The sequence below is a fragment of the uncultured Salinicola sp. genome (genome assembly GCF_937921195.1).
Lineage (GTDB): Bacteria > Pseudomonadota > Gammaproteobacteria > Pseudomonadales > Halomonadaceae > Salinicola.
Genome location: NZ_CALFQK010000061.1, coordinates 1 through 14623, shown reverse-complemented (window position 1 = coordinate 14623; position 14623 = coordinate 1). Strand labels below are relative to the sequence as shown.

The following is a 14623-nucleotide window of genomic DNA, read 5'->3' as shown; positions in this document are numbered from 1 at the left end:
GGGTTCCGGCGGCAGCCACTGGCATCGCATCACGGTCGCGCGACAGGGTGATGACGACCTCTGCCCGAGTGTAGCGTGCCAAAGAGGGCATGACATGAAGGGAAGGCAGGGAGCAAGTGGACAATCCACATCCGCTGCTTGGAATTCAGCCGCTCAGCCCCATGATGAAGGGCCATTGACATGGTGCTGTCGTTGCTGCTCAAAGTCGAGCTACGGCTGGCGCCTCGAGAAAGGCTAGGGTAGGGTAGGCGGATTTTCCGGCCGGCCCTGGTAGCCAGGCGGCCGTCGAGCACGTCACCGGTCGCCGCACGATTAAGATCGCCGCACGATATAAAGAAGCAGGAGCGCTATGGGCAAGTCACTGGTTATCGTCGAGTCACCGGCCAAGGCCAAGACCATCAACAAGTATCTCGGCAACGATTTCGTGGTGAAATCGAGTGTCGGGCATATTCGTGATCTGCCGACCAGTGGTTCCTCCAAGCAGGCCAGCGATCCCAAGGAGCGCGCCAAGCAGGCGGCGATCACGCGCAAGATGTCGCCGGACGAGAAGGCGAGCTACAAGAAACAGAAGCAGTGGGACCAGCTGATCCGGCGCATGGGTATCGATCCCGAGCACGGCTGGCGGGCCAACTACGAGATCCTGCCGGGCAAGGAGAAAGTGGTCGACGAGCTCAAGAGGCTCGCCGACAAGAGCGACATCATCTATCTCGCGACCGATCTGGACCGCGAGGGGGAGGCGATCGCCTGGCATCTGAAAGAGACCATCGGCGGCGACGACTCCCGCTACAAGCGGGTGGTCTTCAACGAAATCACCAAGAACGCCATCCAGGAAGCTTTCAAGCAGCCCGGTACCCTCAATATCGCCCGCGTCGAGGCGCAGCAGAGCCGGCGTTTCCTGGATCGGGTGGTCGGCTTCATGATCTCCCCGCTGCTCTGGAGCAAGGTCGCGCGTGGACTCTCGGCGGGGCGCGTCCAGTCGGTGGCGGTGCGCCTGATCGTCGATCGGGAGCGCGATATCCGGGCTTTCGTGCCGGAAGAGTTCTGGGACGTGCACGCGGATACCGTGACCGCCGATGGCGAGCCGGTACGCTTCGAGATCGTGCGCCAGAACGGTGAGACCTTCCGGCCGACTTCCGAGCAGGAGACCCTGGAGCGCATCGCTCCGCTGCGCCAGGAGACCCTGGAAGTCACCAGTCGCGAAACCCGGCCGACCAGTTCCAAGCCCAACGCGCCCTTCATCACCTCGACGCTGCAGCAGGCCGCGAGCGGTCGTCTGGGATACTCCGTCAAGAAGACCATGACGCTGGCCCAGCGCCTCTACGAGGGCGGCTACATCACCTACATGCGTACCGACTCGACCAACCTGTCCCAGGATGCGGTCGCCGGGGTGCGCGACTACATCCAGTCGGAGTTCGGCGAACGTTATCTGCCGGAAGCGCCGAACCGCTACTCGAGCAAGCAGAACGCCCAGGAGGCCCACGAGGCCATTCGCCCCTCCAACGTCAGGCAGCGGGCGGACGAGCTGCCCGTCGAGCGCGATGCCCAGCGACTCTACGAGCTGATCTGGCGGCAGTTCGTGGCCTGCCAGATGGTGCCGGCGGAGTATCTCGCCACCACCCTGACGATCGAGATCTCCGGTTTCGAGCTCAAGGCCCGTGGCCGCGTGCTCAAGTTCGACGGCTATACCCGCGTGATGAAGCCGATCGCCAAGAAGGACGAGCAGACCCAGCTGCCGGACATCGGCGAGGGGGCCAGCCTCACCGTCGACCGGATCGATCCTCAGCAGCACTTCACCAAGCCTCCCGCGCGCTACACCGAGGCCAGCCTGGTCAAGGAGCTCGAGAAGCGGGGGATCGGACGCCCCTCGACCTACGCGGCGATCATCTCGACCATACAGGACAGGGGCTACGCCAAGCTCGACAATCGGCGCTTCTACGCCGAGAAGCTGGGCGAGATCGTGACCGATCGCCTGGTGGAGTCGTTCAACGACCTGCTCGATTACGGCTTCACCGCGCGCATGGAAGACCGCCTCGACGAGGTCGCCGAGGGGCACGAGAACTGGCAGCAGCTGCTCGATGCCTTCTACGCCGATTTCAAGCGCAAGCTGGAGCGCGCCGAGGGCGAAGAGGGCATGCGGCCCAACGAGCCGATCGAGACCGATATCGCCTGCCCGACCTGCGGCCGGCCGATGCAGATCCGGATCGCGTCGACCGGCGTGTTCCTGGGGTGTTCCGGCTACAACCTGCCGCCGAAAGAGCGCTGCAAGACCACCATCGACCTGATCCCGGGAGAGGAGGCGGTGCCGGCGGAGGCCGACGAAGCCGCCGAGACGGAGGCCCTGCGTGCCAAGCGGCGTAACCCGAATACCGGTACGGCGATGGACAGCTATCTCATCGACGAGGGGCGCAAGCTCTACATCAGCAACGACGACGACGGTTACTACGAGATCGAGCAGGGGCGCTTCCGGATCAAGGGTTACGACGGCCCGGTGATCGAGTGCGACAAGTGCGGTTCCGAGATGCAGCTCAAGAGCGGGCGTTTCGGCAAGTACTTTGCCTGCACCAACGAGGCCTGCGGCAATACTCGCAAGCTGTTGAAAAGCGGGGAAGTCGCACCGCCCAAGATGGATCCGATCCCGATGCCGGAACTGGCCTGCCAGAAGGTCGACGACCACTACGTGCTGCGAGACGGTGCCAGCGGTCTGTTCCTCGCGGCCAGCCAGTTTCCCAAGAATCGGGAGACGCGCCCACCGTTGGTCAAGGAGCTCAAGGCGCACGCCGACGCCCTGCCCGAGAAGTACCACTTCCTGCTCGAGGCGCCGAGCGAGGACCCGGATGGCCGGCCCGCTCAGATCCGGTTCTCGCGCAAGGCCAAGAGCCAGTTCGTGATGACCGACGAGGACGGCAAGGCAACCGGCTGGCGAGCGGTCTACGAAGATGGCCGCTGGCAGGTGGAGGACAAGCGCAAATGACGTCGCCGGCCCGTACCAATCAGTTGCTCTATCAGGCCGAGCTGCTGCTGGCGATCGAGCCGGGCGACGACGAACATGCGATGGCGCGTCGCATGGCGCTGGAAGAGGCTGCGCTGGGGCAGCTGGAGCTGGCGCTGGATGCGCTGCTGCGCGAGGTCACCGAGCACACCGACCTGCCCCACGACGGCTGGCGTGCCTGGCTGGGAGCCACCTCGGTCAGCGTTGCCGAGCTGGAGCGCCTGCGTGGGCTGGCCGGCGACCCCGACAGTTGGCTTGCGCTGCTGCTGTCACGGGCGCAGGCGCTCCACGGCGATGACGGTGCTTCCCGTCGGGCTGCCCGCTCCGGGCTGATCGCCAGTGGCGGCGAGCCCGCGCTGGGGGACACGCTGCGCTGGTGCCTTGGCGAATTCAAGGCCCTGCTGTCGGACCTGCGCGAGGGCAGTAGCGAATGGTGACTGACTCTGGCCGAACGTGTTAGTCTGGATATAGACATCAACGACCGGGGCCTAGGCTCTGGTCGTTTTTTATTGGTCTCATCTTTGATTTGTGTCGTCACCGCCACGACAAGAGAGGTTAGCCGTGTCCGATACCGCGATTCTGGAAATCGTCGAACTCGCCAATGGAGAGGTGGTGCTGCGTCCAGCGGAGGCCACGGGCGAGCCGCTGGTCTCGATCCGTTTTTCCGAGGAGGCCGTCGAGTTGTTGCGCCGCAGCCGCTTCGATGTGGCGCGCGAAATGCTCGACCATGCGATCACTCGCACCCATCTCTGGGAGGGCGACGAGGAAGATGCCGCCGAGGAAGCGCCCGCGACCGTGCACTAATGTCACTCCCTGGGGTTTTTCGATCTTCGCGCGATCGCCTCCCGATTACGCCGAGTGACGCGCCCGATGCTACTGGGTCAGTCCTGCGATCAGCGCCGTGACGATGGCAATCGCGACGGAAGTCAAGGCGATCACCAGCAGGCTGCGGCGTCGCGTGGCGCTGAAGATGAAGAAGGTGGGGAACGCGACGGTCATCGCGAGCATGGAGATTACCCAAGCGTAGTTGGCCATCGAGCTGGCGGCTCCTGAGTCGATAGTGTGGCGTTTCGTTGACGGCGCATTATACAGATCGTGAAGGCCGCTGCGTCGTTCGGGGGCGGGTGTCCCCGGAACCGTGACATCGAGAGCGTATTCGGGGGAGGGGATGCAATGGCGACAGGCCGGTCAGTCACCGAAAGCGGTGCGCTTCGCCTCTCGACGGCCGTGGCCGCGTTCATCGGCGTCCTGGCGCTGACGGTCTCGGTGCTGTCCGGTTCCCAGGCGATTCTGCTCGATGGCCTGTTCAACGCGATCTACGCCGTGGTCGGTCTGTTCACGTTACGGGTGGGGCGATTGGTCGTCTCCCCCGACGACGACACCTATCCGTTCGGTTACGGCTACTTCGAATCGATGGTCAACGCCTGCAAGGGCCTGCTCATGCTGGGCGTCGCCGCCCTGGCACTGTTCAACTCCGTCACGGCGCTGCTGACTGGCGGCAACGCCATCGCCGCCGGCATTTCGATCGTCTACGCGTGCCTGGCCACCGTCTTCTGCGTGGCGACTGCCGTCGTGCTGAAGCGCATCAGCCGTCACGTCAGCAGCCCGTTGCTCGAGGCCGACATCGAAAACTGGCGGGTCAACGCGCTGATCTCGGCTGCGGTGCTGCTTGCGTTCTGCCTGATCCCCGTGGCGCAGGCCCTCGGCTGGCACGCCATCGTGCCCTACGTGGACTCGTGGTTGGTGATCGCCGTGGTGCTGCTCTGTCTGGGGGTTCCCATTCGTGTCGCCAGGCGCGCGATCCTGGAGCTGCTGAACCGTTCGCCGCGGCCCGCCATCGCCGAGCCCGTCCGTGCGGCGATCACGTCAGCGCTGGCACCGCTTCCCACCGAGGCCATCTACATCCGCATGGTCCGGCCGGGCCGGTTGCTCTATGTCACCGTGCACGTCGTGCTCGAGCAAGGGCACTCGCTCTCGATCGCGGAGGCGGATCGCTGGCGCGCGACGCTCGATGCCTGCGCGCGCCGGATATCGACGCCAGTACTGGTCGAGACGCTGTTCACCGGCGACCGGCGCTGGGCGGCGCCCAGCGCGGGGCTCGACCCCGCCGAGGGCGGGGCGGAGACGGACGGCGAGAGGATATAAACGCGGAGCCGGACTGGGGCGGCAGTCGGGAGACTGCCGTATGCCCGGCCCTACGCTTTGTCTGAGAAATGCCTGCGCTCAGCCATACGGCGTTAAAAATCAACTGGTGCGCCAGCCCGAGCTCGGCGCCCCCGTCAAAATACTCATTTACCCCGCGTAAACTGGAGCGCCAGCCCGGTCCTTTTTTCGCCGATTTTTGCCTTGTCTGGCTATCGCTCGTCGATTTTTCAGACAGAGCTTAGGTCTCAGCGCAGTTTGGTCAGGCGCAGTTCGGCGATCTGGGCGGGAGGCAGGAAGGAGTCCGGGCGCGCCTCCTCCCAGTAGTTCTGAAAGACGGTGTGCTGACTGTTGCCGTTGAGCAGTTCGTCCGGCTGCAGAAAGGTGAACAGCTTGTCGTAGGCCTGGATCTCGTCGGCGGAGACGCGCCGGATGATGTGCTCCGGACCCAGCTCCGCGGGATGTTGCAGCCCGGCCGCGGCCAGCATCTCGGCCAGGCCCTTGAGCGTGTTGCGGTGGAAGTTGTAGACCCGCTCGGATTTGTCGGCGACGTCCAGGTGCCGGCTGCGCTTCGGATCCTGGGTCGCCACGCCGCTGGGGCACTTGTCGGAGTGGCAGTTGAGCGCCTGGATACAGCCCAGCGAGAACATGAAGCCCCGTGCCGCGTTGCACCAGTCGGCGCCCAGCGCCATAGTGCGGGCGATGTTAAAGCCGGAGGTGATCTTGCCGGCGGCACCGATCTTTATCTCCTCGCGCAGCCCAGCGCCGACCAGGGTGTTGTGCACCAGCATCAGGGCCTCGGTTAGCGGCACGCCGAGGCGATTGATGAACTCCAGCGGCGCCGCACCGGTGCCGCCCTCGCCACCGTCGACGACGATGAAGTCGGGACGCTGGCCGGTTTCCCGCATCGCCTTGACCATCGCGAACCACTCCCAGGGGTGGCCGATGGCGAGTTTGAAGCCGACCGGCTTGCCGCCGGAGAGTTCGCGCAGGCGGCCGATGAATGCCATCAGCTCCAGTGGTGTCGAGAAGGCGCTGTGGCCGGCCGGCGAGACCACGTCCTCGCCCATGGGCACCTCGCGAGCCTCGGCGATCTCGGCGGTGACCTTGGCCGCGGGCAAAATGCCGCCGTGGCCCGGCTTGGCGCCCTGCGACAGCTTGATCTCGATCATCTTGACCTGCTCGTCGCGCGCGTTGGCGGCGAACCGCTCCTCGTTGAAGCTGCCGTCGTCGTGGCGGCAGCCGAAGTAACCGGAGCCGATCTCCCAGACCAGGTCGCCGCCGTGAATCCGGTGATAGCGGGAGATGGAGCCCTCGCCGGTGTCGTGGTAGAAGCCGCCTTTGCGGGCACCGGCGTTGAGTGCCTCGATGGCGTTGCCGGAGAGGGAGCCGAAGCTCATCGCCGAGACGTTGAACACGCTGGCGGCGTAGGGCTGGCTGCAGAGGCTGCCGCCGACCTGGACGCGGAAGTCGCTGTCCTCGATGTGGGTCGGCCGTAGCGAGTGGTTGATCCATTCGTGGCCGGGAGCGTACATGTCGATCAGGGAGCCGAAAGGCTTCTTGTCGCTTTCGTTCTTGGCACGCTGATAGATGACGGCGCGCTGTTCACGGGAGAATGGGCGCTCGTCGAGATCGGACTGAATGAAATACTGGCGAATCTCGGGGCCGATCGACTCGAGGAGATAGCGGCAGTGCGCCAGGATCGGATAGTTGCGACTGATGGTGCGACGCTTCTGGCGAGTGTCGTGAAATCCGAGCCAGGAGAGCCCGCCGAAGATGACGACGCCCCACCACCAGTGCGAGGAGGAGGTGAGGCCGAGCAGGGAAACGACCAGCAGGCAGAGGCTGGCAATGAAGGTGGCGTTGCGTAGTGGCAGACGCGAGAGGCCAGTGGCTTGGCTCATGCGGACATCGGCTCCGGGCAGGTGAAATAACGACGACATTGGGCGTCGCCGCGGTCAAGAATAGCGCAGGGCCCGGCGTTGCGGCCAACGTCGCTCGACGCTATTTTGAGACACCGTCCCGGACGCGCCGCAACCTGGGTCCGATGGGCGCTGCGGTGACCTGTCGACCTTTCGAATTCCGATACGTCGGACCTTTTCGCACCCAATGCAAGGAATGCCGCACTTGCGACATCATCGATCGTTCCTGCGTCTGCGACTGATCCTGCTGGTCCTCCACGGTTACGTCGGCTGGCGTCTGCTGCCGGGGCTGTCGGCGGGCACGTGGGGCAACGTCATCGTGGCCGGCTATCTGCTCTGCAGCGCCCTGGCGATACCCCTGGTAATCCGGGTGACCTGGCTCAACGGGCGTTGGCTGGCATGGCCGGTCGCCTTGATGACCGGCGTCTTTTCGTTCCTGCTCCAGCTCACTCTCGCCCGTGACGTCCTGCTGGCGGGGTGGTGGCTCATCGCCGCGCCGTCGAGCGCCGCGATGTCCATCACTGCCTGGACCGTCCTGGCAGCGACCCTGCTGTTGTCGGCCTACGCCGTCTGGCAGGCACGCCGGGTTCCGCGGGTGGTAGAGGTGTCGGTTGCCGTGGCCGGGCTTCCCGCGGCGCTCGAGGGGTTCGCCATCCTGCAGTTGAGCGACCTTCACGTCGGCCCGACGATCAAGCGAGCCCATCTTCGGCGCATCGTCGAGCGCTGCAACGCACTGGCGCCGGACATGGTCGCGATCACCGGGGACCTGACCGATGGCCGGGTCTCCGAGCTGGAGGAGGAGGTCGCGCCGCTGGCTGACCTGACTTCCCGGTACGGCACCTTCTGCGTGACCGGCAATCATGAATATTACAGTGAAGCCGAAGCCTGGGTGGCTGCGCTTCGACGCCTGGGCCTGCGAGTGCTGGTCAATGAGTTCGAATGCATCGAGCGCGATGGCAGCATACTGGCGGTTGCCGGCATTACCGATCTGACCGCGGGGTACTATGTCGCGGCGCATCGTAGCGATCCTCTGGCCGCCGCGAGGGGGATTCCGGAGGGTGCCACCAGGCTGCTGCTCGCCCACCAGCCCAACTCCGCCCCCGAGGCGGCGGAGGCCGGGTTCGATCTACAGCTGTCCGGGCACACCCATGGCGGCCAGATGTGGCCCTGGAGCCTGTTGGCACGCCGGGCCAACCGGTTCCTTGCCGGGTTGGGGAGACAGGGGCGGATGTGGGTCTACACCAGCCGGGGTACCGGTTACTGGGGGCCGCCGATGCGGTTCGGTGCGCCGGCGGAGATCACCCGGATTCGATTGACTCGCGCGCCGGGGGCGAGCCGAACCTGAAGCGCTTCGCATTGCCGTGACGGACGGTTAGGCTGAATCCGACGACAACGATAAAGGATGGGCCCATGTTCGACGCAACGGAACGCTGGATTCTCGGTGTCGTGGTGGCGGCCTGCTTTTTCCTGTTGATCGGTTACGCGGCCTACTTCTATCGACTGACGAAGACCTACGCGGATTACAACCTGGCCGGCCGCTCCGCCTCGCTGTTCCCGATGATCCTGACCATCGTCGGCACGGCGATCGGCGGCTCCGTGCTGCTGGGCGCGATGAGCCAGGGGTACGTCGGCGGGTTGGGCCAGATATGGCTGCCGGGATCGTTCACCGTAACCAGCATCCTGCTGGCGGTCTTCTTCCTGCGCCGGATCCGCGAGGTCGGCGAGCAGCACGACATGGTCTCGATCGCCGATTTCACCGCACTGCGCTTCGGCGATCGTGCCAGGATCCCGACCATCGTCAGCATCCTGTGCGCCTACTGCGCCATCACCGGCATGCAGTTCGTCGCCATCGCTTCCATCCTCCACCTGGTGTTCGGGCTCAGCGTCACCGCCGGCATCCTGATCGCGTGGCTGCTGCTGACGCTCAAGACCTACCTGGGCGGGCTCAAGGCGGTGATCTGGTCCGATGCCGTGCTCGGCACGCTGCAGACCGTGGCGGTCATCGTGCTGCTGGCGGTCGTCTACCTGCGCCTGGGTGGCTGGGGCGAGATCGAGCGGCTGGCCGCGGCCGGCGGGCAGCGCGACATGCTGCAGTTCGGCGGCATCACGCTGCAGGAGCTGGCGGTAGTGTTCCTCACCATCGGCGCCTATCAGTTCGTGAGGCAGGATCTGTGGCAACGGATCTGGGCGGCGAAGAGCCTCGCCACCATTCGCTGGGCGTACTGGATCGGGTTGACGGTAGCCTTTCTGACCGGCGCCGTCGTCGTGGTGCTGGGGGCGCTGGCCGCCATCGGGCTCGATCTGGATCTCGCCGATCCCGGCCTGGTCTATTACGCGATCATCCAGGAGGTGCTGCCGCTGCCATTGGTGGCGCTGATGATCGTGGCGCTGCTGTCGACCGTCATCTCGTGCGCCGATTCCTTCTTCATCGCGGGGGCATCCTCCATCGCCAACGATATCATCCGGCCCCGGCTTAAGCGGACCGACGAGCGCACGCTGCTGCGCTACAGCCGCCTTTCCGTGGTGCTGATGTCCCTGATCGCGCTGGCGCTGGCACTCTATCTGCCCAACCTGGTGCAGATGTGGATTCTCGGCTCGGCGATGCTGGTATCCGGCCTGCTGGCACCGGTGCTTGCAGCGCTGATCTGGCCCCGGCTGTCGCCCAGGGCCGGCCTGGCGTCGATGTGGATCGGCCTGTTGACGGCACTGCTGTGGCAGGTCGCCGGCCAGCCGTTGGGTTGGCACCCGGTCTTCGTCGGCCTGCCGGTCTCGATCCTGGTGCTGGCAGCGGGATCGTTGATCGCAGCACGAGCGCCGGCGTCGGCCAGGGCAGCTTGATCGTCGCCGACACTCGCCTCAAGCTGCCTTTGCCTTGCGGTTGAACGTCTCCAGCAGCTGGTCGATGCGCTGGAGGCGATCCTCCTCCCTCTCCATGTCGCCGTGGAAGCGCAGGGTATCGGCGCCGTCGAGCTTGTACTCGCCGGGATGGCGCTGGATCAACTCGACCAGCGTCATCGGGTCGACCCGCGGGTCCGGACCGAAGATCACGCGTCCGCGCTCGGCTCCGGCTTCCAGCTTGGCGATGCCGAGCCGCTCGGCGCGCTGGCGCAGCCCGGTCTGGCGGAACAGGGTCTTGAGCGGCGCCGGGAGCAGGCCGAAGCGGTCGATCATCTCCACCTGGAGTTCCTTGAGCTCCGCCTCGTCGGCCGCGCTGCTGATCCGCTTGTACATGATCAGGCGCTGCTGAATGTCCGGTAGATAGTCGTCGGGGATCAGGGCCGGCAGGTTGAGGCTGATTTCGGTGCCGTCGTCGAGCGGGGCTTCGATGTTGGGCGTCTTGCCGGCCCGGATGGCCTTGACCGCGCGATCCAGCATCTGCATGTAGAGGCTGTAGCCAACGGTCTCCATCTGACCGCTCTGCTCGTCGCCGAGCAGCTCGCCGGCGCCACGGATCTCCATGTCGTGACTGGCGAGCGTGAAGCCGGCGCCGAGGTCGTCGCTCTGGGTGATGGCCTCGAGGCGCTTGATCGCGTCCTTGGTCATCGCCTTGGGTGGGGGCGTCAGCAGGTAGGCGTAAGCCTGGTGATGGCTGCGTCCGACCCGCCCGCGCAGCTGGTGCAACTGGGCCAGCCCGAACTTGTCGGCACGCTCGATGATGATGGTGTTGGCGCTGGGAACGTCGATGCCGGTCTCGATGATGGTCGAGCAGACCAGCACGTTGAAACGCTTGTGGTAGAAGTCCGACATGACCCGCTCCAGCGCCCGTTCCGGCAGCTGACCGTGGGCCACGCCGACCCGCGCCTCCGGCACCAGTTCACGGATCTTCTCGGCGCTGGACTCGATCGTCCAGACTTCGTTGTGAAGGAAATAGACCTGGCCGCCGCGCAGCACTTCGCGGAGGATCGCTTCCTTGACCACCGGCTCGTTGCGCTGCTGCACGAAGGTCTTGACCGAGAGGCGTCGCGCCGGCGGCGTGGCGATGATCGAGAGGTCTCGTATCCCGTTCATGGCCATGTTGAGCGTTCGCGGAATGGGCGTGGCCGTCAGGGTGAGGATGTCGACCTCGGCGCGCATCTGCTTGAGGCGCTCCTTCTGTGCGACCCCGAAGCGGTGCTCCTCGTCGATGATCATCAGGCCCAGGTTGGAGAACTTGACCGATCGGGAGAGCAGCTTGTGGGTGCCGATGACGATATCGGCACGGCCCTCGGCGATGCGCTTCAAGGCGTCGCTTTCGCCCTTGCCGCCCGTGAAGCGCGACAGCATTTCGATCTGTACCGCGGTATCGGCGAAGCGATCGCGGAAGTTGTCGTAGTGCTGTTGGGCGAGCAGGGTGGTGGGTACCAGCACCACCACCTGGCGGCCCGAGTTGACGGCCAGGAAGGCCGCCCGCATGGCGACTTCGGTCTTGCCGAAGCCGACGTCGCCACAGACGACGCGATCCATCGGGCGCGGCGCGGTCATGTCCCCGATCACGGCCTCGATGGCGGCGTGCTGGTCGGGAGTCTCCTCGAACGGAAAACTGGCCGCGAAGCGCAGATATTCGTCGCCGGGCATGTCGCTGGCAAACCCCTCCCGGGCCTCTCGTCGCGCGTAGATATCGAGGAGCTCGGCGGCGGTATCGCGGACTTTCTCGGCGGCTTTTCGCTTGGCCTTGTCCCAGCTGTCCGAGCCCAGCTTGTGCAGCGGTGCGAGCTCGTCGCTGGCGCCGGCGTAGCGGGAGATCAACTGCAGGTTGTCGACCGGCACGTAGAGCTTGGCGCCGCCGGCGTACTCCAGGGCCAGGAATTCCGCTGCCTGGCCGCCCGCCGTGAGCATCTCCAGCCCCTGGTAGCGACCCACGCCATGATGCTGATGCACCACCGGCGAACCCGGCCGCAATTCGGAGAGATGGCGCACGGCCAGTTCGTTGTCGTCGGTGGCCTTGGCGCGGCGCCGGCTCTGACGCACGACTTCGCCGTAGAGCTCGGTCTCGGTGATCACCGCGAGCTCGGGGTCGCCCAGCCACAGGCCTTCGTCCAGCGCGCCTTCGGTGATCGCCAGGGGCTGGCTGCCGTCGAGGAAGTTGCGCCAGTTCTCGACATGCGGAATGTCGCGATGCAGCGGGGCCAGGGCTTCGTCCAGCGCCTCGCGTCGACCCCGGGATTCGGCGACGAACAGGATGCGCAGGCCGCGATGCGAGTCGAGGAAGGTTTCCAGCGTCGCCAACGGGTGCTGGGCCCGGGCGTTGATCGCCACGACGGGCGGCGGCTGGGTCGTGCTGGGGATGGCGTGAGGCGCCTCCGGATCCGTCACGAACTCGAGTCGCGGGTGCTGCTTGATCGCGGCGAAGACCTCCGCGGCAGGCACGAACGCTTTCGCCGGCGGCAGCAGGGGGCGGGTCGGGTCGACACCGAGGTTGTCAAAGCGGCCCTCGATCGAACGCCAATGATGCTCGGCGGCGGCGAAGACGTCGGGCAGCAGCGCGACCCGGGTCCGGTCCGCGAGATGCTCGAAGAGGGTGGCCGTCTCCTCGAAGAACAGCGGCAGATACTGTTCGAGCCCCGGCGAGGGAATGCCCTTGATCGCGTCGACGTAGAGCGGGCACTGGCGCGGATCGACGTCGAACAGCGTTTCGAAGCCCTCGCGAAAGCAGGCGATGGCCGAGCGCGACAGCGAGTATTCATGGGCCGGCAGCAGATCGATACGTTCGATCTTGTCCTGGGTGCGCTGGGTGTCGGGATCGAAGCGTCGAAGGGTGTCGATCTCGTCGTCGAACAGATCGATCCGCAGTGGGGCATCGACCCCCATGGGAAAGAGGTCGATCAGCGAGCCGCGCATGGCATATTCGCCGGGTTCGTAGACCGTCTCCACCGCCCGGTAGCCGGCGCGGGACAAGCGCTCGCGGAAGCTCTCCCGGTCGAGCCGCTCTCCGGTCGCCAGCGTCAACACGCGGCCCGCCACGTACTCCCTCGGCGGCAGCCGCTGCATCAGGGTGTTGACCGATACCAGCACGATTCCCCGGGTTCCCTCCTGGAGCTCGCGCAGCGTTCTCAGCCGGGCGGAGACGATGTCCTGGTGCGGCGAGAAGCTGTCGTAGGGCAGCGTCTCCCAGTCCGGGAAGGGCATGACCGGAACCGTGGCGTAGAAGCGCAGGTTGCTTTCGAGACGCTGTGCGCTGGCCGTGTCAGGCGTGACGACGAGCAGCGGCGCATCATCGGCGATCCGCGCCAGGGCCAGCGCGGCCGCGCTCCCCTGGGGCAGTTGGCAATAGGTGGTTTCGCGCTTGCCGGTCGGCAGCGGCGGGGTGAGCGGTGTGAAATGCGACATGGGCCTTTCGAGCGACGAATTTGCGTTGAGGGATGATAGCAGGCCGTGGCGCGGCCGGGGACGCCGAGTCGTATTTCTTGTCTCTGGTGATGGGGCTGCCGGCTACGACCTTTGTAGTGAAACTACAACAGTTGCGACCACGCAGTGATTGCGGCGGATTTCGTAGGGTGAGGATAATAATGGGGTTTTTGAGTCGACTCGATACCGTTCAGCGACGCTGGCCGCTTGCCCGAGCGACGAACCCCACCATCCGATGGAGCGACTGGCTCGACGAGCCTGCTCGACCGCCAATTCGACCAGAGAGAGACAAGCCTGTGAGTCAGGATCAGCTCGATACCGTCTTCCAGCAGTGGCAGGACAACGAAGCTCGCGCGGAGGAGATGATTCCACTGCTGGGCAAGCTCTATCGCCAGTACAACGTGATTCCGTCGCTGTTCGGTCGCTCGTTGATCAATCGCTCGGTCACGCGAATTCTCAAGAACCATCGCTACGTCCGCAAGGTCGAGGGCACCGAGCTGTCGGTGGCCGATACGCTGCCGATGGTGCGGGCGATGACCGAGCTCGAGCTGGGGCCCGCACATATCGATATCGGGCGCCTGGGCGTGGCGTTCAAGCACGCCGGCGAGAGCGACGTCGTGGCGTTTCTCAAGCGTGAACTGGCCGATATCGTGGGCTGTCACGACAGCAGCGGCATGGGTGGCGAGCCCCAGGACGTGGTGCTCTACGGTTTCGGGCGCATCGGGCGGATCCTTGCCCGGATCATGATCGAGAAGGCCGGGGGCGGCAATCTGCTGCGCCTGCGCGCCATCGTCGTGCGCGGCAGTGGCGACGATCTCGAGAAGCGTGCCAGCCTGCTGCGCCGCGACTCCGTGCATGGACCTTTCTCCGGGTCGATCGACGTCGACTACGACAACCATGCGCTGATCGCCAACGGCCATTACATCCGTATCATCTACGCCGACTCCCCGGCCGAGATCGACTACACCGCCTACGGCATCGACAACGCCATCGTGGTCGACAATACCGGCAAGTGGCGTGACCGCGAGGGCCTGGCCCAGCACCTGGAATCCCGGGGCGTCTCCAAGGTCCTGCTGACGGCGCCAGGCAAGGGCGACCTCAAGAACATCGTCCATGGCATCAATCACCAGACCATCGGCGACGACGATCGCATCGTCTCGGCGGCTTCCTGCACCACCAATGCCATCGTCCCGGTGCTGAAGGCGATCGACGACGAGTACGGCATCGTCCACGGCCACGTCGAGAC

At 65.4% G+C, this 14623-nt stretch carries 10 protein-coding genes; 7 read left to right on the top strand and 3 right to left on the bottom strand.

Going from position 1 to position 14623, the window contains the following annotated elements; all coding sequences use genetic code 11:
* The first annotated feature begins 349 nt into the window (after nt 1-349).
* The 3 genes from topA to Q0602_RS05215 all read left to right on the top strand — a co-directional run bounded on the left by topA (nt 350) and on the right by Q0602_RS05215 (nt 3793).
* Entirely contained in the window at nt 350-2971 is a 2622-nt protein-coding gene (gene topA, locus Q0602_RS05225; protein ID WP_298839937.1) for a type I DNA topoisomerase, read from the top strand.
* Entirely contained in the window at nt 2968-3426 is a 459-nt protein-coding gene (locus tag Q0602_RS05220) for a DUF6586 family protein (RefSeq protein ID WP_298839935.1), read from the top strand. Before topA ends, Q0602_RS05220 begins: the two co-directional genes overlap by 4 nt.
* Before the next feature lie 124 nt (nt 3427-3550).
* Nucleotides 3551-3793: a hypothetical protein gene (locus Q0602_RS05215; protein ID WP_087719842.1), complete on the top strand. Its 243-nt coding sequence runs from the start codon at nt 3551-3553 to the stop codon at nt 3791-3793.
* 69 nt (nt 3794-3862) lie between these two features.
* Here Q0602_RS05215 and Q0602_RS05210 read toward each other — a convergent pair whose 3' ends face one another.
* Complete coding sequence (locus Q0602_RS05210; RefSeq protein WP_295037374.1) at nt 3863-4024, bottom strand: hypothetical protein; 162 nt, start codon at nt 4022-4024, stop codon at nt 3863-3865.
* 138 nt (nt 4025-4162) lie between these two features.
* On the opposite strand from Q0602_RS05210, the gene Q0602_RS05205 reads away from it, so the two are divergent.
* Entirely contained in the window at nt 4163-5134 is a 972-nt protein-coding gene (locus Q0602_RS05205; protein ID WP_298839932.1) for a cation transporter, read from the top strand.
* 245 nt (nt 5135-5379) lie between these two features.
* Here the strand turns inward: Q0602_RS05205 and Q0602_RS05200 are convergent, their stop codons facing one another.
* The gene (locus Q0602_RS05200) at nt 5380-7035 is read right to left on the bottom strand and encodes an FMN-binding glutamate synthase family protein (RefSeq protein WP_298839930.1); all 1656 of its coding nucleotides are present in this window, start codon (nt 7033-7035) and stop codon (nt 5380-5382) included.
* A 223-nt stretch (nt 7036-7258) separates the two neighbouring features.
* On the opposite strand from Q0602_RS05200, the gene Q0602_RS05195 reads away from it, so the two are divergent.
* Nucleotides 7259-8398, top strand: a complete 1140-nt coding sequence (locus tag Q0602_RS05195; RefSeq protein ID WP_298839902.1) for a metallophosphoesterase — start codon at nt 7259-7261, stop codon at nt 8396-8398.
* Nucleotides 8399-8463: 65 nt separating this feature from the next.
* Nucleotides 8464-9891, top strand: a complete 1428-nt coding sequence (locus tag Q0602_RS05190) for a sodium:solute symporter (RefSeq protein ID WP_298839900.1) — start codon at nt 8464-8466, stop codon at nt 9889-9891.
* Between the two features lie 18 nt (nt 9892-9909).
* On the opposite strand, the gene mfd is transcribed toward Q0602_RS05190, so the two are convergent.
* Entirely contained in the window at nt 9910-13359 is a 3450-nt protein-coding gene (gene mfd, locus Q0602_RS05185; protein WP_298839898.1) for a transcription-repair coupling factor, read from the bottom strand.
* A 314-nt stretch (nt 13360-13673) separates the two neighbouring features.
* Between mfd and Q0602_RS05180 the strand changes: the two genes are divergently transcribed.
* A partial coding sequence (locus tag Q0602_RS05180) for a glyceraldehyde-3-phosphate dehydrogenase (protein ID WP_298839895.1) occupies nt 13674-14623 on the top strand: 950 nt, incomplete at its 3' end.

Coding starts and splice junctions, on each gene's coding strand:
- Q0602_RS05205 (WP_298839932.1), top strand. CDS start 4,163: ATGGCGACAGGCCGGTCAGTCACCGAAAGCGGTGCGCTTCGCCTCTCG.
- Q0602_RS05220 (WP_298839935.1), top strand. CDS start 2,968: ATGACGTCGCCGGCCCGTACCAATCAGTTGCTCTATCAGGCCGAGCTG.
- topA (WP_298839937.1), top strand. CDS start 350: ATGGGCAAGTCACTGGTTATCGTCGAGTCACCGGCCAAGGCCAAGACC.
- Q0602_RS05200 (WP_298839930.1), bottom strand. CDS start 7,035: ATGAGCCAAGCCACTGGCCTCTCGCGTCTGCCACTACGCAACGCCACC.
- Q0602_RS05190 (WP_298839900.1), top strand. CDS start 8,464: ATGTTCGACGCAACGGAACGCTGGATTCTCGGTGTCGTGGTGGCGGCC.
- Q0602_RS05210 (WP_295037374.1), bottom strand. CDS start 4,024: ATGGCCAACTACGCTTGGGTAATCTCCATGCTCGCGATGACCGTCGCG.
- mfd (WP_298839898.1), bottom strand. CDS start 13,359: ATGTCGCATTTCACACCGCTCACCCCGCCGCTGCCGACCGGCAAGCGC.